The sequence below is a fragment of the Nitrogeniibacter aestuarii genome, assembly GCF_017309585.1.
Taxonomy (GTDB): domain Bacteria; phylum Pseudomonadota; class Gammaproteobacteria; order Burkholderiales; family Rhodocyclaceae; genus Nitrogeniibacter; species Nitrogeniibacter aestuarii.
Map to the genome: position 1 here is coordinate 4,260,704 of NZ_CP071321.1, position 21,994 is coordinate 4,282,697.

The following is a 21,994-nucleotide window of genomic DNA, read 5'->3' on the forward strand; positions in this document are numbered from 1 at the left end:
GCTGCTCACCTCCTGACCCAACACCATGACCGAATTCCTGCTGTTCATCGTCGGCCTTGTCGCCCTCACCTTCGGCGCCGAGGTGCTTGTTCGCGGTGCCTCGCGCATTGCGCTGACCTTCGGGCTCTCGCCCCTGGTCGTGGGCCTGACCATCGTGGCCTTCGGCACCAGTGCGCCGGAAATCGCCGTGGCCATCGACGCCGCACTGGCCGGGCAATCGGATCTGACCATCGGCAACGTGGTGGGCAGCAACATCTGCAACATCCTGCTCATCCTCGGCCTCAGTTCCCTCATCGGGCCGCTGGCCGTGGCAGGGCAAGTGGTGCGTCAGGAGGTGCCGGTCATGATCGGCGCCTCGCTGCTGGTGGTCGGCATGGCCTGGGGCGGCATCATCGGACGCATCGAAGGCATCGTGCTGTTCACGTTGCTGGTGGGCTACGTTGTCTTCCTGATTCGCCAGTCCCGCCGTGCCAGCCGCGCCGAGCAGGAGCACTACGGTGAAGATCTGCCCGAAGCCACCTGGGACAAGCACTGGTCGATACAGGCGGGCATGGTGCTGGCGGGGCTGGCGCTGCTCGTCATCGGCGCCGATCTGCTGGTGAACGCCGCGGTGATCTTTGCGAAGTTTCTCGGCGTGAGTGATCTGGTGATCGGCCTCACGGTGGTGGCCATCGGCACCTCGCTGCCCGAAGTGGCCACCTCGGTGATGGCCGCGTGGCGCGGCGAGCGCGACATGGCCATCGGCAACGCCGTGGGCAGCAACGTGTTCAACCTGCTCGGCTGCCTCGGTCTGGGCGCCATGATTTCGCCCGAAGGCCTCCCTGTCGCCAAGGCCGCACTCGACTTTGACCTGTGGGTGATGCTGGCCGTGGCTGTCGCCTGCCTGCCCATCTTCATGGCGCGCCGCCTCATCGCCCGCTGGGAGGGCATCCTGTTCCTCTTCTACTACGCGGCCTACGTGCTGTATCTCGTCCTCGACGCCCAGGGCAGCGGCGCGCTCAAGACCTTCACCCAGGCCATGGTGTGGTTCGTGATCCCGCTATCGGTGGTCACGCTGGTGGCGCTCAATGTGCGCGAGCGCAGGGCCCGGGCAGGCTGAAGGCGACGCCCACGGCACTCACGGTCCGCCATGACCCTGTGTTAGATTGCCGCCAAGCTGGCATCCGGGCGCGGCCTCGGCCCGACGCCGCCTTGCCCGCCGATGCCATGGACATGCGAATACCCTCATGGACGCCTTCTGGATACTGCTCGTACTGATCGCCATCTCGGCGATCTTTTCGCTGACCGAGATGGCACTGGCCTCCGCCCGCAAGGCCCGTCTGCAACTCATGCTCGAAGCCGGCGACCAGCGTGCCGCCACCGCCATTGCCATCAAGGAGATGCCCAGCCGTTTCCTTGCCGCCACCCAGACCGGCATTACCGCCGCCTCGCTCATGGCCGGCATCTTCGGCGAGTCGGCCATGAAGGATGCGCTCCAGCAGGCGGTCGTGGACATCGCTCCGGGCGCATCGGCCTACGCGGGTGAAATCTCCCTGGCGCTGACCATCGTCATCGTCACTGCCCTGTCCATCGTCTTCGGCGAGATCGTGCCCAAACGCATCGCCATTGCCTACCCGGAACAGGTGTCGGTACGGATGGCGCCGATCATGCAATGGTTCATCCGCCTGCTCTCACCGGCCATTCACTTTCTGTCCTGGTCGTCCGACGTCATCCTGCGCATGCTGCCGCTGCGCTCGGCCCCCGCCGTCACCGGCGTCGAAGACATCCTGGCGTATGTGGACGAGAGCGAACGCGCCGGCGAAATCCGGCCGGAAGAAAGTCATCTGCTGGGCAACGTGTTCCGTCTGGAAGATCGCCGTGTCGGCGCGGTCATGACGCCTGCGGCCGACGTGATCTTCTTCGACCTGCAACTGCCCCGCGAGCACAACCTCGACCTGCTGCGCGAGGCCTCCCATGCGCGTTTCCCCATCTGCAAGGGCGGGCTGCAGAACGCGCTGGGCGTGGCCGACAGCCGCCATCTGCTCAAGGCGGCCATGAACGGCGAGATCGACTTTCTTGAAACCCCGATGAACCCACCGCTGTATGTGCCCAGCGTGCTGACCCTCATCGATCTTCTGGCCGCCTTTCGCGCGCATCGCACCGATTTCGCCTTCGTGGTCAACGAGTTCGGCCAGACCGAAGGCATCGTCACCCTCGACGACCTGCTCGAAACCGTGGTGGGCGACATGAGTCCCAGCGCCGCCGACCCGGAAGACGCCCTCGCGGTGCGACGCCCCGACGGCTCATGGCTGCTCGACGGTCTGCTGCCGCTGGATGAAATGAAAGAGAAACTCGGCATCCGTGTGGTCCCGGACGAAGCGCTGGGCAACTACCACACCGTGGGCGGCTTCGTGCTCGCCCTGCTCAGTCACATTCCTCGCAAGGCCGAGCACTTCCACTGGGATGGCTGGGAGTTCGAGGTGGTCGATGTGGACCGCAACCGGGTCGATCAGGTGCTGGCGACGTATCAGCCGGAGGGGGCGGCCAGCGAGGATACGAACGGAACCTGATCTGCTGGCACGCATCCAAGCCAAGCCCTCCTCACAGCACCCGCGCAACCATGTTCGCTCAAATCACGCTCTTCATCCTCGGCCTGACCACTCTGGTCATCGGTGCTGAGGGCCTTGTCCGCGGGGCGTCCCGCCTGGCCATGTCATGGGGCGTCTCGCCACTGGTCATCGGTCTCACCGTGGTGGCCTTCGGCACCAGCGCACCTGAAGTGGCCGTCTCGGTCGGTGCCGCCATGAACGGCAACCCGGATCTGGCCATCGGCAACGTGGTGGGCAGCAATATCGCCAACATTCTGCTCATTCTCGGCGTCTCGGCCCTGATCGTGCCCCTGACCGTCTCCGAACAGATCATTCGCCAGGAGATTCCGGTGCTCATCGGCGTCTCGGCCCTGCTCGTGGCCCTTGCCGCCGACGGTTCGATCAGCCGCAACGAGGCGGGCCTGCTACTGACCCTGGTGGTGCTCTACACCGGCTTCCTCATCATCCAGGCCCGACGCGGCTCCGCCGCCAGCCAGGCGGAGGCGGAACACGAACTGCCCGAAGCGGCCCGCTGGGACGCCTCACCCGTGGTTCAGATCCTGCTCGTGCTCGGCGGCCTCGGCCTGCTGGTGCTCGGCGCCCACTGGCTGGTCAACGCTGCCACCGAAGTGGCCCGCGCCTTTGGGGTCAGCGATCTGGTGATCGGCCTCACCATCGTCGCCATCGGTACCTCCATGCCGGAAATCGCCACCTCCATCATGGCCGCGCTGCGTGGCGAGCGGGACATCGCAGTGGGCAACGTGGTGGGCTCGAATCTGTTCAACATCCTCGGCTGCCTGGGCGCTGCGGGCCTCGTGTCGCCCTCGGGACTGCCGGTCCCGCAGGCGGCCATCGACGTGGACCTCTGGGTCATGCTGGCCGTCGCCTTCGCCTGCCTGCCGGTGTTCATCACCGGTCGCGAGATCGCCCGCTGGGAAGGGGCCGTCTTCCTCGGCTACTACGTGGCCTACACGGTGTATCTGATCCTCCACGCCGGGCGCAGCGAGTCGCTGGGCGGCTTCAATACCGCCATGCTGATGTTCGTCATACCGCTCACCGTGCTGACGCTGGGCGTCAGCCTGTGGCGACATCGGCGGGCGCTGCCGCGGGGGTGACGGGCTGGGTCGCCTGTCAGGGCGAGTCCGGGTTCACGGCGGTATGTGTCTTCGACGCGTTGCCGGCCAGGTAAGCGCTTATTGAGGACGACCATTTGTTTTTTGTGACGATGCTTGTTTCGCCCTGATGGGCGACCTACTTTCTTGGCGCGCAAGAAAGTAGGCAAAGAGACGCATCCCGCTTTTCGTGCCCCTGCGGGCTCCCCTCCCTGCCCGAACGCTCAGCAGGTGACTGCGCCAACTCGCCCTGCGGGCTCAGACAGCGAAGTCACTTTTTCTGCTGAGCGTTCGGACGACTCGGCACGGCACGGCACGGCACGGCACGGCACGGCAGAGGGATTGGAGCGTTCCGGGCTGAAAAGTTGTTCGGGTTTCAAAACGCCGTTCCCGGCGTCGCTGCGCTCGGCCGGGCTACGGCCCACCAGAACGGCACGCCCGCTCCGCCCTCGGTGGCGCCAATCGCCAAACACCGGGGGCGGAAACACGGGCTTCGCTGTCTGAGCCCGCAGGGCGAGTTGGCGAAGCACGCCGCATCTGGTGTTTGGCGGTTGGGGATCGCCGAAGGCGACGCGACCGTGGGCCGTGCTTCTTTGCCCACTTTCTTGCACGAGCAAGAAAGTGGGTCGCCCGCCGGGGCGAAACCCGGCCAACGACCATCACTCAGCGTCATACATTGTCGGAACCAGCGAAAGCCGCTTTGCCGCACCGCAACATCCCCACCTATACTGAGCCTTTGCGCTCAAACCCCACCACGATGCCATGCAGCACTTCACCGCCGACGACGGCGAACCGATCCACCTGAGCGTCTCGGGCAACGGCCCGCCCCTGATCCTGCTCCACGGCTGGACAGACTCCCACCGCAGCTGGAAGCCCTTCCTGCCCGACTTCGAGGCGCATCACACCGTCTACCGCTGGGACGCTCGCGGCCACGGCGGCCATCAGCTGAGAACGAACACCGCACCGACCGTCGAGCGCATGGCGCGCGATCTGGCCAATCTCATTGAACACGACGGCCTGACCCAGGCCACGGTGATCGGCCACTCCATGGGCGCACTCACCCTCTGGCAGTATTTCCGCGATTTCGGCGCGAAAGGCATCGAACGCGCAGTCATCATCGATCAATCGCCGAAACTCGTGACCACCCACGACTGGCATTGCGGCATCTATGGCGACTTCAGCGCCGTGCGCAACCAGGCCTTTATCGACGCACTGGAAAACGACTTCGCCGAAGCGGTACTGCGTCTGGTGGCTGACGGTCTGAATCGACCGGCCGCCGAGCGATATGCGACCAACGACGAGGGCATCGCGCTCATGCGCGAGCGCCTGCGCAAACTCAGCGCCCGCCCCCTCATCGACTGCTGGCGCAGTCTGAGCGCGGCCGACTATCGCGACGTGCTCGCCACCATCCCCATCCCGGTCTTGCTGGTGTATGGCGGGGCGAGCAACTTCTACCATGTGCGCACCGCCCACTTTGTGCGCGACACCATCCCCAGCGCCGTTCTGCATGTGTATGACGGCGAAGATCATGCCCCCCATCTGTGGCAGCGGGAACGTTTCGTCAAGGACGTGCTCGAATTCGTGCAATGACAACGGCACACCCCGCCTGGAGCCCCCAATGACCCTGCTCGTCCTCGGCCTGATCCTCTTCCTCGGCACGCATGCCATCTCCATCGTCAACGAGCCCTGGCGAGAGCGCATGCATGCCCGCTTCGGCGAGATCGGCTGGAAAGGGATCTACAGCGTGGTCGCGCTGATCGGCTTCGTGCTCATCATTCACGGCTACGGGCAGGCGCGCCTCGATCCGGTGGTGATCTACAACCCGCCGTTCTGGCTGCGCCATGTGGCCATGCTGCTGTTGGTGCCCGTCTTTCCTCTGCTCCTGGCCACCTACCTGCCCGGCCGCATCAAGTCGGCCACCCGACACCCCATGCTCGTGGCGACCAAGCTCTGGGCCCTGGCCCATCTGCTCGCCAACGGCACGCTGGCCGACGTCCTGCTCTTCGGCGGCTTCCTCGCCTGGGCGGTGGCCGACCGCATCTCCCTGAAGCGGCGCCAGCCACGCCCCCTGCACACCGCGCCGGCCGGAAAGGCCAACGACATCATCGCCATCGTCGGCGGGCTGGCGATTTACGGTGCGTTCGTGATGTTCCTGCACACCTGGCTGATCGGGGTATCACCGATCGGTCGATAAGCGCGTACTCCCCGGGGAGTCGGCAGCCTCCGTTTGAGCGAGCCGCGCTTCAATGGCTGCCAGCGCTGCCCTGATGTTCTCCCCCACGGCGATCTGGGGAAGCGATGGTTTGAGCGATTCTTTACGTTCCCGCTCATCGACTGCAGCCTTGGCAGCCGTGAAGGCAGATTCGAAGGAATAGCTTTCCCGAAGCGCCTCGTCGAACATAGCGCGGCCAAAGAAGGTCCACTCGTTTTCGTGACTGCAGCCATGTGAATTGCGGTCATGCCGAGAAGCACTCATCACCATCGTGTTCTCGTCCGCCAGGCGCGAGACAAAGCCCCCCGAGTAACATGCCGACACCACAATGACCCGATAGCGGATCTTTGCCTCATCCAGTGCCGCCTTGAGCGTTTCAGGCGTGAGTGCGTCGAACTGGTAAGGCCCCAGCTGAAGATCGAAGGTGAAATCCGACGCACCATGCGAGGTCATGAACAGCATCAGAACATCTTCATCGAGGTTCATGCGCTCTCCCATGATCACGAGCGCCTTTCGAAGTGCGGTCATGCTCGCGACCGGATGGGTCAACATGGTGTTGGTATTGTTGACCAGCAACAGATTGTGGCCAGCCGTATCAAAACGGGTCGTCATGAGTTGATCGACCGCAACCACCTCGCGCAGGAACACGTCCTGACTGCCGTGCCCACCCATGGAAATCGAGAATAGTTCCGGGATGCCTTCGCGCCCCGGCCGAATGGCATTCAGTGCGCTGGATAGCAGTTCCGGCTGAGCGTACAGGACGGCTTCGTTGGTCATCCGCGCCTGTCGCGCTTCCCAGGCCGCGTAGGCGGAATTGTCAAACGGCGGCTGCCAGATGTCCTCGTTGACCTGCTGCAGCCACCAGGAGGGAATGACCAGCACGAGCATCATCGCCAGAAAGGCCGCCGCGCGATGGCCCGCATCAAGCGATTGCGAGCGAATCAATGCCACCACGCTCGCGAGGATCATCCACACGTAGAAAGCCCAGTACAGCAAGGCGCCGGTCTCTCCGGCCATTTCCCACCAGTTCGCCGGAATCAAACCAAGGATCGAGAAGATCGCCCTGCCAGCCACAAGCACGCTCATCATCGCGACCGCACCGACGAGCGCACGCCGATCATCGCCCGCCAACCGCGCCGTCAGCCAGGCGGTTGCCAGGATCAAGGGGATGAAATAGAGCATGTGTGGCACGCCCGCGAGATTGAAGGTACTGCCCTCACCGGCACGCAAGCGCGTCTCGATCAAGTTGAGCGTAAGAGACGTAGCAAAGAGCAGGATCAACTGCAGTGCACTGCCGGTCAGATGCCCATCGGCACGAGTCGGCGAAACGAAAAAGGTGGCCCCGGCTTTCAGATTGCGCAGCCAATCCCGCACATGGCTACTTCCCGCTGGTTCTGGTGCGTTCGCTGGCGCATGGGTTTTCACGGCGAAGCCACTCAAGGCGGACACCTCTGCCAGGAGCGCGGAGGCAGTCCATGGTGCGGGCAACCTGTCGAGCGGAACCACGATCACCTGCAGGGTATCGAGGTGAATAAAGAGCCGCTCGCCCTTGCGCTGAATGCCGGCAACCTTACGCCACTCAAGCGAGCCCGAGGCGCCGTCGTAGGCGATGTCCAGACCGTCTTCGCTCAGGGTCAGCACATACTCGCTCGCCTGCCGGTCCGCGAGTCTGCGCAGTGTGCGCTGCTGCCGGTAGAGCGCGCTGAAAAAAACCAGAATGAAGCCGAGGATGAACAAGCTGCCCGAGCCACCCGGCAAGGCATCCACAAATCCGGTCGCGTCGGACTTGACCCACCACGTGATTCCGCCCCCGATGACCGCATACAGCAGGACCGTGGCGACGAAGGCGCGAAGCTTTCGCGAGCCTGAGCCATGGCTGGTCGAGGTCACCTGGCGGATCGCGGCAATATGGTCATCGGCGGATACGCGCAAACTCAATTCAATCGGGCTGTGTGGCATGTCGAGCAATCGTTTCTGAATATGTCGACAGAATACCATCTGGGTATTTCATGTCTTCCCCCGCGTGACGCGTTCACAAACCACTCACCGCCCTAAAGTTTTTTCCGTCTTTGCCGTATACTTCCGAACTTTCCGAGGAGCGCTGCGAGGCCGCCGGTCATCCCTGACCGCCCCCAGGCTCGGAAAGCCACCCGCCACGGGTGGCCTGGTTTCAACGGCGCTCACGACATCAACCCGTGCCGGGCACGGGAGGTGCGTGAGCTCGGACGCCCCCGCCTCCCCCCGGTCATAGCAAGGAGTTCGCATGAACGCTGTGACTGACTTTAGCGACTACATCGTCGCCGACATGAAGCTGGCCGATTTCGGCCGTCGTGAAATCGCCATCGCCGAAACCGAAATGCCGGGTCTCATGGCCATCCGCGAGGAATACGCCAAGACCCAGCCGCTCAAGGGCGCACGCATCACCGGTTCGCTGCACATGACCATTCAGACCGCCGTGCTCATCGAGACGCTGGTGGCGCTGGGGGCCGAAGTGCGCTGGGCCTCGTGCAACATCTTCTCCACGCAGGACCATGCCGCAGCCGCCATTGCCGCCCAGCGCATTCCGGTCTTTGCCGTGAAGGGCGAGTCGCTGACCGACTACTGGGACTACACCCACCGCATTTTCGAGTGGGCCGACGGCGGCTACTCCAACATGATTCTTGACGACGGTGGCGATGCCACGCTGCTGCTGCACCTGGGTGCCAAGGCCGAGAAAGACCAGAGCGTGATCGCCAAGCCGACCAGCGAAGAGGAAACCTGCCTGTTCGCCGCCATCAAGGCCAAGCTGGCCACCGACCCGACCTGGTACTCCACCCGCCTGGAACAGATCAAGGGCGTGACCGAAGAGACCACCACCGGTGTGCATCGTCTGTACCAGATGCACCAGCGTGGCGATCTGCGCTTCCCGGCCATCAACGTGAATGATTCGGTCACCAAGTCCAAGTTCGACAACCTGTACGGCTGCCGCGAATCGCTGGTGGACGGCATCAAGCGCGCCACCGACGTGATGATCGCAGGCAAGGTGGCCGTGGTGTGCGGCTATGGCGATGTGGGCAAGGGCTCCGCCCAGGCACTGCGTGCCCTGTCCGCCCAGGTGTGGATCACCGAAATCGACCCGATCTGCGCGCTGCAGGCGGCGATGGAAGGCTACCGCGTGGTGACCATGGAACAGGCGGCCGCCCATGGCGACATCTTCGTGACCACCACCGGCAACTTCCACGTGATCACGCACGATCACATGAAGGCCATGAAAGACCAGGCCATCGTGTGCAACATCGGTCACTTCGACAACGAGATCGATGTCGCCTCCCTCGAGCAGTACGAGTGGGAAGAGATCAAGCCGCAGGTCGATCACGTGATCTTCCCCGATGGCAAGCGCATCATCCTGCTGGCCCAGGGCCGCCTGGTGAACCTGGGCTGCGCCACCGGCCACCCGAGCTATGTGATGAGTTCTTCGTTCGCGAACCAGACCATCGCGCAAATCGAGCTCTACACCCGGACTTCGGACTATCCTGTCGGTGTTTACACCTTGCCCAAGCACCTGGACGAGAAGGTCGCCCGCCTGCAGCTCAGAAAGCTCAACGTGACGCTGACGGAACTGACCGACGAGCAGGCTGCCTATATTGGTGTACCGAAACAGGGGCCGTACAAGCCGGAGCACTACCGCTACTGATCGGGTTCGGCCCTGAGTCGGCCGGCATTCTTGCAATGCCGGCCGATTGAATCGCTCAGGAGGAGCCATGCCCAATACCCGCGTGCGCCACACGCGACCGGACGACATTCCGGAACTCATCGCGCTGCAGGCGCGTGTCTATCCCGAAATCCCCCCCTGGAGCCGGCGCAAACTGGCCGAACAGCTCGACGTGTTCCCTCAAGGGCAGCTCGTGGCGGAGAGTGAGGATGGCGTGATCATCGGCTGCGCCAGCGCGCTCATCATCATCTGGGACGACTGGTCCGACTCGCACACCTGGAAGGAAATCACCGGCGCGGGCACCTTCGAGCATCACACCCCCGAGGGCAAGACGCTCTATGGCGCAGAGGTGTTCGTCGCACCCGAGGCTCGTGGCACAGGCGCAGGGCACAAGCTCTACGAAGGCCGTCGCAGCATCTGCCGGGCGATGAATCTCAAACGCATCATTGCCTGCGGTCGCCTGCCTGGTTATCACACGCATGCTGCCGAGATGTCACCACAGACCTACGCCCAGAAAGTGGTGTGGGGCGACTTCAAGGACATGGTGCTCAGCTTTCAGCTGCATGAAGGCTTCGATTTCTGCGGCGTCATCGAGGACTACCTGCCCGAAGACAAGGAGTCTTGCGGACACGCCTCGATCATCGTCTGGATCAACGACGACTACGACCCGTCCCGACCCACCCACATTCCGGAGACCATCGACCTATGATCGTACGCATTGCCGCCGTCCAATACCTGCTGCGCCAGATCCACGACTGGTCGGGTTTCGAGAACCAGGTGCGCTTCATCATGAAAGCCGCCGGGGACTACAACCCCCAGTTCGTGCTGCTGCCCGAGATCTTCACCACCCAGCTCATGAGCTTCATGGATTCGTCCGACGTGAGCCAGGCGGTGCGCAACATGCACGACTACACCCGCCGCTACAAAGACCTCATGCAGGAGCTGGCGGCCCAGTGGAATGTGCACCTCATCGGCGGCAGCCACCCGCACGTGAATGAAGAGGGCAAGCTGCTCAACACCGCCTTCTACTTCACCCCCACGGGCGAAGTGTATGAACAGGACAAGATCCACCGCACCCGCTGGGAGCGCGAGAAGTGGAACACCGACGCCGGCGACCAGCTGCGCCTGTTCGAGACGCCTTTCGGCAAGATCGCCATCCTGATCTGCTACGACATCGAGTTCCCCGAACTGGCCCGCATGGTGTGCGAGGCCGGCGCCGACATCCTGTTCGTGCCTTCATGTACCGACGACCGCCAAGGCTTTCTACGGGTGCGCTACTGCTGCCACGCCCGAGCCATCGAAAACCAGGTGTTCGTGGTGCATACCAGCACCGTGGGCAACCTGCCGGTCGAGGGTCTCGGTCTGCATTACGGCCAGGCCTCCATCATCACCCCGTCGGACTTCCCCTTTGCCCGCGACGGCATTGCCGCCGAAGGCACGCCCAACATCGAACAGATCGTGGTGGCTGAAGTGGATCTGGCCGACCTGGAAGCGAACCGCATCAAGGGCACCACCATCCCGCTCTACGACAAGCGCAAGGATGTGTATGAGCATCCGGTCGAAGTGGTGAAAGTGGGGTGAGCCGCACGTGTCGATGAAATCCTTTCACCGTCGCTCGGCCAAGCCGGCGCCGGTGCCCCAGCCCCACGTGTCCGAAGCCGTCGATCGCGGCGGCCTGTTCCGTATCGACAGCCTGCTGGTCGAGCGCGGCTACGCGCCTTCGCGCACGTCAGCCCAGCGCATGATCACCAAGGGCCGGGTCACGGTGGACGGTGAAATCATCAAGAAAGCGTCGATGGCCTTCGCCATCAACGCCGACATCGAGGTCGAGCCGGCCGAGGACGACCTCTATGTCTCGCGTGGCGGACTCAAGCTTGCCGGCGCGCTCAGGCAAACCGGGCTGGACGTGTCGGACATGAGCTGCCTCGACGTGGGCCAGTCCACCGGCGGCTTCACCGACTGTCTGCTGCAAGCCGGCGCCGCCCATGTCACCGGCATCGAAGTGGGCCACGACCAGCTCCACCCACGCCTGCAGAACCACCCGCAAGTGCGCTGCCGCGAGGGCATCAACGCGCGCACCCTGAGCCGTGCCGACTTCGACGATCTGTACCCGGAGGCCGGCTTCGACCTCATCGTCTGCGACGCCAGCTTCATTTCACTCACGCTGCTCATGCCCCAGTGGCCCGAGCTGCTCGCGCCCGACGGGCACATCATCTCGCTGGTCAAACCCCAGTTCGAAGTCGGGCCCGGCAACCTGGGCAAGGGCGGCATCGTCACGGACACCTCGCGCTATGCCGAAGTGGAACGTAAAATCCGGGCTTGCGCCGAACACTGCGGCCTTCGGGTGATCGACTATTTCGACAGCCCGATCACCGGCAGCGACGGCAACCGCGAATTCTTCATTCACGCCACCCGGGCCTGAAGCCCGGCACGACACCACGACAACAATGACCCAGAAGATCCCGTTCTCACTCGAATTCTTCCCGCCGCAGACCGACGCCGGCGTCGCCAAACTGCGCGACACGCGAGCCCAGCTCGCCCAGCTCAAGCCCGAATTCTTCTCGGTCACGTATGGCGCCGGCGGCTCCACGCAGGAGCGGACCTTCGACACCGTCTTCGAGATTCAGGACGAAGGCCTCGAGGCAGCGCCTCACCTGTCGTGCATCGGCAGCACCAAGGACAGCATCCGCGCCATTCTCAATCGCTATCGGGAGCGGGGCATCAAGCGCATCGTCGCCTTGCGCGGCGACCTGCCCTCCGGCGTCCAGGGCGGCGGCGAACTGCGCTACGCCAACGAACTGGTCGAATTCATCCGCGCGGAAACCGGCGACTGGTTCAGTATCGAAGTGGCCGCCTACCCGGAATACCACCCCCAGGCCCGCAACGCCCAGGCCGACCTCGACGCCTTCAAGCGCAAGGTCGCCGCGGGCGCCAACTCGGCCATCACCCAGTACTTCTTCAACGTGGATGCCTACCTGCACTTCCGTGACGAGTGCGAGGCCATGGGCATCAGCATTCCCATCGTGCCCGGCATCATGCCGATCGTGAGCTTCAGCAAGCTGGCCCGCTTCTCGGACGCCTGCGGCGCCGAGATCCCGCGCTGGATGCGTCGCAAGTTCGAATCTTTCGGCGACGACACCGACTCGGTCAAGGCCTTCGGCCTCGACGTGGTCACCGACCTCGCCGCCAAGCTGATCGACGCCGGTGCCCCGAGCCTGCACTTCTACAGCATGAACCAGGCCGGGCCGACCTCGACGATCGTGGAGCGGCTGGGTCTCGTGTGAGGGTAAGGGCAAGCTCTCTTCGACACGTACCGGCCATATGGCCGGTATTTTTTTGCCAGGGCATGGCAGCCCCCTTGCATGACAAGACCATTCGCAGTTTCAATGGACCGCGACAGTCAGACTTCCCCTTTCAGGACTCGACTTTGAAATCAGACGACGAACACGGCGCCACCGCAGCCCTGCGGTGGATCGCCGCACTGCTCAAAGACCTCGACTGCCCTTATGTCATCTGCGGAGGCCTCGCTGCTGCCGGCTTTGGCGCGACTCGACCGATTCACGACATCGATCTGTTCGTCCCTGGCCATCGGTTCCAGGACGTCGTTCAAGCCGCCCGCGATTTCATTTCCAAACCGGCAACGCACTATCGCCACGAGCACTGGGATCTCGACTACGTCCAGTTCATTTATCAGGGCACGAAGATCGAAGTCGGCAACGCTGACGGCGCGAAGATCCTCAATGCCCAAAAGCATGAGTGGGTTGCACTCGACATCGACTTTCGGGATCCGGACATCGTGACGGTACTGGGCGTGTCGGTCCCGCTGATGCACCGTGACGCCTTGATCGCCTACAAGCGCCTCCTCGACCGTGTCGTGGACCGGGAGGACATTCAGGCAATTTCCCCCTGACCACTCAACCGGCCTACACGCCCTCGGGCCTCACCCCACGGACGACCAGAACACACTTCTCCGTCTTCTTGGCGTGGTCGCCAATTGTCGCGCTGCGCTCCATGGCCCAGGCGGTGGCAGGGCCTTGTTCGTTGGCCGACCACAGCGCAAAGTCATAACTCAGTCGCTGGAGATTCGGAAACAGTCTTGCCCGAAGCAGGCTGGCGCCCTCGCGCCAGGGGTCGACAAAACCGGCGTCGTCACTGGCCGGATCATAGAGCCCGATGGCGTCGAGTTCGCCTACCGAGGGCAGGCGCCAATCGTCGTGCCCGGCGAACTCGATGGTACAACTGCCGCGCGCTGGCGCTTTGGTTGCAGCCACCGCCAATTGCGCCCGCGAGAGCCCCGCCGATGCCACGGCAATGGACTCGCCACGCCCGAACAATTCCGTGGCATGCCACCAGTTGATTCTGATCGGCGTGCCGGCAAATTCCCGGCCATCCCACGCCATGCCCCATGGCGCCTGAATCCACATCAAACCGCGTGTCAGATCGGTCATCGTACCGTCACCATTGATGCGGAAGCGTCCGACCGGAGTCTCGATGGTTTCAACGGCTGCAGCTTCACGCCGACTGAAGCTGCAGCCGAAATCCGTGCGTTTGTGCTTGCGGGCGTGGCGCAACTTTGGGGTCCTGGGCGCAAACGAGTAGCGATGCGCAAGCCACCACGACACAGCCGCACCGATCACGATCGGGACGGACTTCCCCGGATCGGAGAGCACTTCAATCACGGAATCGATCACGGGCCTGCCTGCGTCAGTGGGTCATGCGTCGACCATGCCAAACTACGCGATGGAGTCCAAGCCCTCGTCATCAATCCGGCACACTGTCGAATCGGACGCTTTGCGTTCGACCATGGGTATACGCACCCATGAAGGAGGCCCCATGCCCTGCTACCTGATCGCCATCCACCACCCCGACGACTACGATCCCGCCAACGCCGAAGACGCCGCCATGCACCAGGCCATCGACGCGCTCAACGACGCCATGGTGGCCGCCGGCGTCCGGATCTTCGTCGGCGGCCTTCAACCCGCGCGTCTCGCGCAGTCCATCCGGCTCGACGCCGACGGACACCCCCTGCTCTCTCGCGGCCCCTACCTGCCCACAAAAGAACATGTCGGTGGCTTCTGGGTGATCGAAGTCACCCATGAGGCCGACGCAATGGCCTGGGGCACACGCGCCGCACGCGCCTGCCGGGCGCCGGTAGAGGTACGGGCCTTCAACTGATGGCGATGCTCGATGGGTGAGCCCGATATCCCGGAAAAGAACAGTGAGGCGATGACGCTATGGCTCGGGCGTCTTGGCGAATGCGGACAAAGGCAAGGCTTCGAACGAAGAGCACTACCGCCTCGAAGCTGACCTACACGGATGAGGGCGTGTCGGGACGCACCCGACCCGAAGCAGTCAACTGACTTTGATTCGTAGCCCGGATGCAGCCCAGCGGCATCCGGCAGCAGTGGTGCTGGTTTGAACTGATGTTCCCGGAGTCGGGCCTGCGGCCCTCATCCGGGCTTGTATGTTTAAAGCGCTCTCTTGTTTGCAGTGCGCGAGGGAGCCGAGGTGGAGGGACGATGCGTCCTTATCCGCCACTGGTACCCGCGCTTGAATTCGGCGCTTCGAGCGAGCTGCCGATAGGAGCGTCACATGGCGACGCCCGGACAAAGTCGTCCAGCAAGCAGGTCATTCCGTTACGGCTGCCCGTACGCAGCCAGCGGCGTAGTCAGCTTCGAGTTGTTATGTACATCGAGCCGCCCCTGATTGATTTCTCCGGCCGACCGATCACACCATCGAGCCTGTGCCGCCGGCTGTGCTTTCATCACAGCGTTGAACGACCCATCGTTCTTCGCCTGTACGCCGAGATTGATCAACGACTGCATGCTCTCGTCAAACGCCTGCCCCAGAACGCGCTTTGCCAAAGCAACTGTCTCGCCATTGCGCCGGCGCCAGTCGTTGGCCGCGCCGTTGTATGTGTCGGCAGCGCTGGCATTGACCCGCGAACAGGTCTGTGCCATACGCATGACCAGATTTTCAATGCCCAACACGCCGATGACGGCGCCTTCAAGCTTTTTATCCCCAGGGGCTGAATGTGCAAGCGTCGTTGCGGCAAGGAACATGAGTAGGGGCAGGGTCAGAGCGAGTCGATTCATGGATGGATTGCTACCGTATGAGTTGAAAACAAGAAGCCGCCTTTGGTGGCCGGCCAGTTACGGGTTTGACATATACCGTACGGTAATCTACGACTTCATGGGGAGGATCTGTAGCTCGCGTAGGGCGCAATAACCAACGAGAGACCGTTTAAGGTTCTGAGCTGACGAATACGTCCGAAAGGTAGCCGGCCGCTCTGGGCCGAATGTCGCCACTCCGCCCCCTACCCCAACCCCTTTTCCCGCGCGTCAATCAGATCAAACAGATTCCCGAAGGGATCGGCCACCGTGCAGCAGCGTCCGCCCCAAGCGTGCACTACGACATCGAACTGGCGTGCGTCGGATCGGCGAATGCGTTCGACGGCGGCATCGAACTCGTCGGTTTCGATGAACAGGCCGGAGTGGCCGCTGCCGTGCCAGGGGTCGAGCCATTCGAAGAGCTTGAGCGCGAGCCCGCCGAGCTCGTAGTCAGTGAAGCGATGGGGTTGGCCGCTGTGTTCTCGGCGGACGGTGAGCCCGACCACGTCTTCGTAAAAATGCTTGCTGGCCGTGTAGTCGGCGGCGGGAAAGGAGATGAACAGGGCTTTCATCCGGGCACCTGTGGCAGTCGGGGCGGGATATCACCCTAGCATGCCGCCGGCGCGGCCCCGCGCGGGGTGACACGAAAAGACCGCACCGGAAGGTGCGGTCTGTCATTGGTCGAACCGTTGTTTCAGCGGCGATCGCGATCGCGACCGCGACCGTGGTCGTGTTCGTGGTCGTGTTTGTCACCATGGCCGTGTCCATAGCCACGCCCGCGCCCTTCCGGTGCGAGCGTCTTGGTGAACACGGTGGCGCCGTCGATGTCCTTGAGCGCCACGGTCATCTCCGCGGTACGGGCGTCGATGTCCACCTGCCCGAAGAACTGGTAGCCACCGAAGGGTGAGGTGTTGGCGGCCGGCGGGGCCTTCTGGAAGACCACTTGCGGGCCGAAGGTGTTGTCCAGGCCGTTGGGGCCGAAGCTGCCGGCGTTGAGCGGGCCGGTGACGAATTCCCAGAAGGGGTCGAAGTCCTGGAACTGCGCCTTGTTCGGGTCGTAGTAGTGGGCAGCACAGTAGTGCACGTCGGCGGTGAACCACACGGTGTTCTTGATGTGGGCACGCTTGATGTAGCGCAGCAGGTCGGCCATCTCCAGCTCGCGGCCCAGGGGCTCGCCGTCGCCATTGGCCAGGTTTTCCCACTTGGCACCGTCGCGCACCAGCAGACCGATGGGCATGTCGGCGGCAATGACTTTCCATACCGCGCGGGACTCGGCCAGCTTGCGCTTGAGCCAGGCGACCTGCTCGGCGCCGAGGAAGGCGGTTTCGGGGCTGGCTTCCGTCTGGCGGTTGTCGGTGTTGGGGCCGCGATAGCTGCGCATGTCGAGCACGAACACGTCCATCAGGCGACCGTAGGGGATGTGGCGATACACGCGCTCGCTCTCGACGGCCGAGAACGGACGCATGGGCGCGTATTCCTGAAAGGCGCGGCTGCCACGGGCGACCAGCAGCGGCACGTTCTTTTCGCTGTAGCGGATGTCGCCGGACAGGTCCTTGCTGTCGGACCAGTTGTTAACCACCTCGTGGTCGTCCCACTGCCAGATCTGCGGCACTTCGGCGTTGAAGCGGCGCACGTTCTCGTCCATGAGGTTGTACTTGTAGCGGCCACGGAATTCGTCAAGGCTCTCGGCCACCTTGGAGACCTCTTCGGTCACCAGGTTGCGCCACACCTTGCCGTCTTCGGCGTCCTGATACTCGGAGATCGGGCCATCAGCGTAGATGTTGTCGCCGCTGTGGATGAAGAAGTCCGGCTGCGTCTGGCGCATGGCTTCATAGATCTTCATGCCGCCGAAGTCGGGGTTGATGCCCCAGCCCTGGCCAGCGGTGTCGCCACTCCACACGAAGCGGATGTCACGGGCGCCAATCGGGGCGGTCACGAAACGGCCGCTGACGGCCTCGCTCATGACGCGCTCGTTGGACAGGTCCTGGTAGGAGACGCGCACGAACACTTCACGGTCGGCCGGCAGGCCGGTGAGGTCGAGGCGCGAGGTGTAGTCGGTGGTCTGCAGGGCGTGCGGGCCGCGCAGCATGACCGGTTCGGCAAAGCTGCCGTCGAAGTCGTACTCGACGATCATGCGCGAGGGGCGGTCGGTGCGGCTCCAGATCATGGCGCGATCGGCGCGCACATCGCCGATCTGGATGCCCTGGTCAAGCTGCGGGCGATTGCCATCGAGCGTGATGTAGGCGGGCGCGGCAAACGCGGTGCGCACACCGGCAACGCCGGGCACGGCTGCACCGAGGAGCAGACCGGTGGATTTCAGAAAGCGACGGCGGGACGGCTTGAGGACAACAGACATGGCGGGCTCCTGCGTGGATGAAAGGCAGGAGCACGCTATCAATCAGGCATGACGCACACGTGACGCGCATGCGACGCTTGGGCGACGGCTCAATGGTTCCACATTCCCGGCCGCTGTACGACCGGCACACATGTCAGCGCGCTATGACGTTTCCGACGCGGCGTGGGTACGCTGGCGTAACCATTTGAGCACGGTGGCGTAGAAGGCGTCCGGGTCGATGGGTTTGGGAACGAAGTCGTCCATGCCAGCGGCAATGCAGCGTCGGCGGTCTTCATCGAAGGCGTTGGCGGTCATGGCAATGACGGGCACTTGACGCGTACGGGCCTCCTCGCGCAGGCGCCGGGTGGCCTCAAGGCCATCCATGCGCGGCATGCGCATATCCATGAGGATAAGGGCGTACTCGCCCTTGTTGGCCATGGCAACCGCCTCAGCGCCGTCGCGCGCCGTATCCACACGCAACCCGACTTCTTCGAGCATGGCTTCGCCGATCTCCCGGTTGAACACCTCGTCATCGACCAGCAACACACGCAAGCCGGCAAAGTCCCGCTTCAGCGCGGCTTCGACGTCTTCTTCGGCTCTGGGTTCGGCGCTGCGCCCGGATACCATGTCGATCACATTCGATCGACTCAGCCGGGCCGAGAACCAGAAGCAACTTCCCTTGCCCAGCGTGCTGCGCGCGCCCGCATCGCCGCCCATGAGGTGCGCGAGCTTGCGCGTAATCGCCAAGCCGAGCCCGGTGCCTCCGTAAGCACTGGTCAGCGAGTTGTCTGCCTGCTCGAAGGCGCTGAACAGGCGCGGCAACACCTCGGGGGCGATCCCGATGCCGGTGTCTTCAACCTCGAAGCGCAGCAGGACGCTGGCGTCGTCCGCCGCCTCGACCCTCACGCGCAGCGTCACGCGGCCGTTGCGCGTGAACTTGACTGCATTGCCGGCGTAATTGAGCAAGGCCTGCTGGAGTCGCGTGCTGTCACCCAGCAGTCCGGCGGGCAGCGCCCCGACCTCGCACACCACATCGAGGCCCTTTTCCTGCGCCTTGGGTTCGATCAGGGCATACACCCTGGCCACCATTTCAGACACATTGATCGGGGCATGATCGAGGCTGAGCTTGCCGGCCTCGATCTTCGACAGTTCCAGCACCGAGTTGATGACCTCACCCAGGTGCTCGTTGGCCGAGAGCAACTTGCCCATCTGGGCATCCTGCTCTCGATTGAGTCCGGAGCGCCTGACCAGATAAGCCAGCCCCTGAATGGCGTTGAGCGGCGTGCGAATTTCGTGGCTCATGTTGGCCAGGAAGGCACTCTTGGCCTGATTGGCGGCCTCTGCCGCCTCCTTGGCCTGCTCCAGCTCCATGGTGCGTTCGCGCACCTGGGATTCAAGCGTCTCCTGGTAGGCCACCAGCGCAGCCTCGGCATCCTGGCGTCTGATATAGCCCGACAGCAGGTCGGCGGCGGCACGCACGAATGCATCCAGTCGCGTGTGCGGCGTTTCCCCCTCGGGCAGGAAGATCACCAGCAGCCCCAGCACGGCCTGCTCCGAGAGCAGCGGCAAGCTGTAGGGATAAGCGTCTGCGACTTCGGAGAAGGTGTCCCGCATCTCGGCGCCGTCGCAGACGCCGAACTGCACCTCTCGCGTCATGGCGGCCCGATGCAGGCATTGTCCGGCCCTCACCTCGGCCAGGCGGTCGACCAAGCCGACAGGCAGACCATGACTGGCCTCGAGCGTGAGCGCGTCAGACCCGGCGTCGAGAATGAAAACGGCCCCCCGGGGCATGCGCGACAGCCACGACACGCGGAAAAGGCGCGCCAGGAAGCGCTCAAGCACGGTTGCGCGCGGCTGGTCCGTCATGCTCAGTTCGAGCAGTTCGCGCAGCGCCTCCTGCAACTCGGCCGCTTCACGGATGCTGGTCTCGGCCGCCTTGCGCTCGGTGATGTCGCGAATCACGGTAAGCAAGGCGTCCTCGCCGGCGATCTTGAGGCGAGACAGCGTGACCTCACAGATGAACTCACTGCCATCAATACGCTTGTGCACCCATTCGAAGCGGTGCAGCCCCTGGCTTTCAGCCAGGGCCATCATCTCGTCGGCCTTCTCTGCGGAGGGTCTGCCGTCGGGCTGCACGGCGGGGGACAGACTGCCCGGATGAATGCGGGTCACCTCCTCTTTCGAACCCAGGCCGAACAGCTCCGCGGCAGCGCGGTTGGCTTCGACGAAGTTCCGGCCACTGATGATCAGGGTCGCATCAGGCGAGGATTCGAACTGCGTACGGAAGCGCGCCTCGCTCTCCTGCAGGACGGTCTCCATGCGCTTGCGCTCGGTGATGTCCCGGGTCAGGCAGTAGAACAACTCGCCATGGGCCTCGGACGGGGGGATGGCGCTGATTTCAGCCACATAGACCGAACCGTCCTTGCGACGATGCAGTGTCTCGAACTGCACCCGCGCGCCCTCCTCACGATGTTTTGCGAGCTGATGTTGCAGTTGTTGGTCCGACAGCTTGGCCTCCCATTCGCGGACGTTCATGCCCAGCATTTCGTCCCGGGTGTAGCCCAGCATGTCGCAGAACGTATCACTCACCTCGACCACATGGCCGCTTGTGTCGAGAATGACCATGCCGTCACTGGTGTTGCGCAGCAAGGCAATGTTTTTCCGTGCCTCGGCGTGCATGGCCTGGTTGGCCCGGACGTGCTGGGTGATCAGGCGCCGGGATACCCCCCATCCAAGCGCGGCCAGTACGGCAGTCTGGATCAACAACGCCCAGGTGATGAAGGTGCTGGCGGTGCGCGCCGAGTCACTCATGGAGATCGAAAAGGCATACTCCAGCGGCGTGAGGATGCGGTTGATTTCGTGGATTTCCTCAATGACCTCCGCGCGCATCGCATCGTCGAACGTGCCACGCCGGATCGCCTCGTCCAGACGCACGGCCACCGTGTCGAGCCGTTCGATTTCACCATCGCCTTCCGCCCAGATCGCCAAGGGTCGCTTGAGCAGGGCGGTGTCATGGAACACCCGGAAGAACAGGATCATGTCGTCTGCATCAGCCGGGTCTGTGCCGCCTTCAATCAGCGCCAGGCGGGACACCCGGGTGTCAGGTGGCGACTGGAGCAGCGCGTCGCGCGCCCGCGCGTACGCCCGCGGGACGGCAATCGCCGTCTGGAAATGGGCGTACTCCTCGGGTGACTGTGTAGCTGCATAGGCCGACAGATGGATCAGTGCCTGATCTTCGGCCTTCGACCACAGCCCCTCGCCGTACACGAACGCACGCACCGCCGACATCATGTGAATGCCGAGCATGGCCGTGATCAGCAACACGATCACGAGCAGCAGAAACGGCCAGATCGTCCTGAACTGCAGACGTTTGGCCGACTCCGGCGCCAGATGGCTGGCATACGAATTGAAGGCGGTAACTAGGCCCATGAACTCCCTCGGGGCAGCACACATGCGTGCCAGCCGCTACCGGCACTGACACCCGATCTACCGGGACGGTCATTGACGACGGCTCGACCCCGGTTCGAGGGGTAACGGCGTCAGCGCGGGCACCTTGAATGATTTTTCTATTACTTTTGATACATTTCAGCGCATCCTTTCAGGATACTAGGGGCAAATATCCAGCCTCGTGAGCAGCTCGCGAAGCTGCTGCGGGAAGACCGGCTTGCCGAGCACGGCATCCACCCCAAGGCCTTCGGCCCACTCCAGGTACATGGTGTTCGATGACACCGCGATCAGTTTGGGACGAGTGTCCCTCATCACGATCTCGGTCATGGTTTCAAGGCCGTCCTTGGCCTCCATGACCACGTCGATGAAACAGGCCACCGGCCCATGTACATCGATCTGCCTGAGCACGTCCGTGCCCGAGGTGTTTTCAATGACACCAAACCCGAGCGCCCGCAGCTGGTTCGACAGCACGGCCACGAAGGTTTCATCGTCATCCACCACCAGTATTGTCTTCACAACG

General features: G+C 63.4%; 20 protein-coding genes and 1 riboswitch. Of the genes, 13 read left to right on the forward strand and 7 right to left on the reverse strand.

All coding sequences use genetic code 11. The features are described 5' to 3' along the window. The first annotated feature begins 25 nt into the window (after positions 1-25). From J0W34_RS19780 to J0W34_RS19800, 5 genes are all read left to right on the forward strand, one after another. A complete protein-coding gene (locus J0W34_RS19780; RefSeq protein ID WP_230969927.1) occupies positions 26-1,099 on the forward strand; it encodes a calcium/sodium antiporter in 1,074 nt (357 codons plus the stop codon). A gap of 127 nt (positions 1,100-1,226) precedes the next feature. Continuing rightward, on the forward strand, positions 1,227-2,549 hold the full coding sequence (locus J0W34_RS19785; protein ID WP_230969928.1) for a hemolysin family protein: 1,323 nt from the start codon (positions 1,227-1,229) through the stop codon (positions 2,547-2,549). Positions 2,550-2,599: 50 nt separating this feature from the next. Continuing rightward, the gene (locus J0W34_RS19790) at positions 2,600-3,682 is read left to right on the forward strand and encodes a calcium/sodium antiporter (RefSeq protein WP_230969929.1); all 1,083 of its coding nucleotides are present in this window, start codon (positions 2,600-2,602) and stop codon (positions 3,680-3,682) included. Between the two features lie 759 nt (positions 3,683-4,441). Then, positions 4,442-5,269: an alpha/beta fold hydrolase gene (locus J0W34_RS19795; RefSeq protein WP_230969930.1), complete on the forward strand. Its 828-nt coding sequence runs from the start codon at positions 4,442-4,444 to the stop codon at positions 5,267-5,269. 28 nt (positions 5,270-5,297) lie between these two features. Then, positions 5,298-5,873, forward strand: coding sequence for an NnrU family protein (locus J0W34_RS19800; RefSeq protein WP_230969931.1), 576 nt, complete (start codon positions 5,298-5,300; stop codon positions 5,871-5,873). Here the strand turns inward: J0W34_RS19800 and J0W34_RS19805 are convergent. Then, a complete protein-coding gene (locus J0W34_RS19805; RefSeq protein WP_230969932.1) occupies positions 5,856-7,628 on the reverse strand; it encodes a C13 family peptidase in 1,773 nt (590 codons plus the stop codon). The genes J0W34_RS19800 and J0W34_RS19805 overlap by 18 nt on opposite strands. Between J0W34_RS19805 and J0W34_RS19810 the strand changes: the two genes are divergently transcribed. From J0W34_RS19810 to J0W34_RS19840, 7 genes are all read left to right on the forward strand, one after another. Further along, positions 7,621-7,869 (forward strand): hypothetical protein, encoded by a 249-nt coding sequence (locus tag J0W34_RS19810; protein WP_230969933.1) that lies wholly within the window; start codon positions 7,621-7,623, stop codon positions 7,867-7,869. The two genes, J0W34_RS19805 and J0W34_RS19810, sit on opposite strands and share 8 nt — an antisense overlap. Positions 7,870-7,978: 109 nt before the next feature. Further along, positions 7,979-8,080, forward strand: a riboswitch (S-adenosyl-L-homocysteine riboswitch). 74 nt (positions 8,081-8,154) lie between these two features. Beyond that, positions 8,155-9,564: an adenosylhomocysteinase gene (gene ahcY / locus J0W34_RS19815; RefSeq protein ID WP_230969934.1), complete on the forward strand. Its 1,410-nt coding sequence runs from the start codon at positions 8,155-8,157 to the stop codon at positions 9,562-9,564. 67 nt (positions 9,565-9,631) lie between these two features. Then, positions 9,632-10,291, forward strand: coding sequence for a GNAT family N-acetyltransferase (locus tag J0W34_RS19820; RefSeq protein ID WP_230969935.1), 660 nt, complete (start codon positions 9,632-9,634; stop codon positions 10,289-10,291). Beyond that, entirely contained in the window at positions 10,288-11,163 is an 876-nt protein-coding gene (locus tag J0W34_RS19825; RefSeq protein WP_227816059.1) for a carbon-nitrogen hydrolase family protein, read from the forward strand. The genes J0W34_RS19820 and J0W34_RS19825 overlap by 4 nt, the downstream gene beginning before the upstream one ends. A gap of 13 nt (positions 11,164-11,176) precedes the next feature. After that, positions 11,177-12,004, forward strand: a complete 828-nt coding sequence (locus tag J0W34_RS19830; RefSeq protein ID WP_230969936.1) for a TlyA family RNA methyltransferase — start codon at positions 11,177-11,179, stop codon at positions 12,002-12,004. A gap of 25 nt (positions 12,005-12,029) precedes the next feature. After that, on the forward strand, positions 12,030-12,866 hold the full coding sequence (metF, locus tag J0W34_RS19835; RefSeq protein WP_227816057.1) for a methylenetetrahydrofolate reductase [NAD(P)H]: 837 nt from the start codon (positions 12,030-12,032) through the stop codon (positions 12,864-12,866). Between the two features lie 74 nt (positions 12,867-12,940). Beyond that, positions 12,941-13,492, forward strand: coding sequence for a nucleotidyltransferase domain-containing protein (locus tag J0W34_RS19840; RefSeq protein ID WP_230969937.1), 552 nt, complete (start codon positions 12,941-12,943; stop codon positions 13,490-13,492). A gap of 13 nt (positions 13,493-13,505) precedes the next feature. Here J0W34_RS19840 and J0W34_RS19845 read toward each other — a convergent pair whose 3' ends face one another. Next, positions 13,506-14,273 carry an Lcl domain-containing protein gene (locus J0W34_RS19845; protein WP_230969938.1) on the reverse strand — a complete coding sequence of 256 codons (768 nt, stop codon included), beginning with the start codon at positions 14,271-14,273 and terminating at the stop codon, positions 13,506-13,508. A 142-nt stretch (positions 14,274-14,415) separates the two neighbouring features. Here J0W34_RS19845 and J0W34_RS19850 point away from each other — a divergent pair, with 142 nt between their 5' ends. Continuing rightward, positions 14,416-14,757 carry a YciI family protein gene (locus tag J0W34_RS19850; protein ID WP_230969939.1) on the forward strand — a complete coding sequence of 114 codons (342 nt, stop codon included), beginning with the start codon at positions 14,416-14,418 and terminating at the stop codon, positions 14,755-14,757. Between the two features lie 461 nt (positions 14,758-15,218). On the opposite strand, the gene J0W34_RS19855 is transcribed toward J0W34_RS19850, so the two are convergent. The 5 genes from J0W34_RS19855 to J0W34_RS19875 all read right to left on the reverse strand — a co-directional run bounded on the left by J0W34_RS19855 (position 15,219) and on the right by J0W34_RS19875 (position 21,990). After that, complete coding sequence (locus tag J0W34_RS19855) at positions 15,219-15,677, reverse strand: hypothetical protein (protein WP_227816053.1); 459 nt, start codon at positions 15,675-15,677, stop codon at positions 15,219-15,221. Between the two features lie 221 nt (positions 15,678-15,898). After that, the gene (locus J0W34_RS19860) at positions 15,899-16,264 is read right to left on the reverse strand and encodes a VOC family protein (protein WP_230969940.1); all 366 of its coding nucleotides are present in this window, start codon (positions 16,262-16,264) and stop codon (positions 15,899-15,901) included. Positions 16,265-16,386: 122 nt separating this feature from the next. Beyond that, positions 16,387-18,048 carry an alkaline phosphatase D family protein gene (locus tag J0W34_RS19865; RefSeq protein WP_230969941.1) on the reverse strand — a complete coding sequence of 554 codons (1,662 nt, stop codon included), beginning with the start codon at positions 18,046-18,048 and terminating at the stop codon, positions 16,387-16,389. A 141-nt stretch (positions 18,049-18,189) separates the two neighbouring features. Beyond that, positions 18,190-21,456 carry a PAS domain S-box protein gene (locus J0W34_RS19870; protein WP_230969942.1) on the reverse strand — a complete coding sequence of 1,089 codons (3,267 nt, stop codon included), beginning with the start codon at positions 21,454-21,456 and terminating at the stop codon, positions 18,190-18,192. 177 nt (positions 21,457-21,633) lie between these two features. Then, positions 21,634-21,990 (reverse strand): response regulator, encoded by a 357-nt coding sequence (locus tag J0W34_RS19875; RefSeq protein ID WP_227816049.1) that lies wholly within the window; start codon positions 21,988-21,990, stop codon positions 21,634-21,636. Positions 21,991-21,994: the final 4 nt, after the last annotated feature.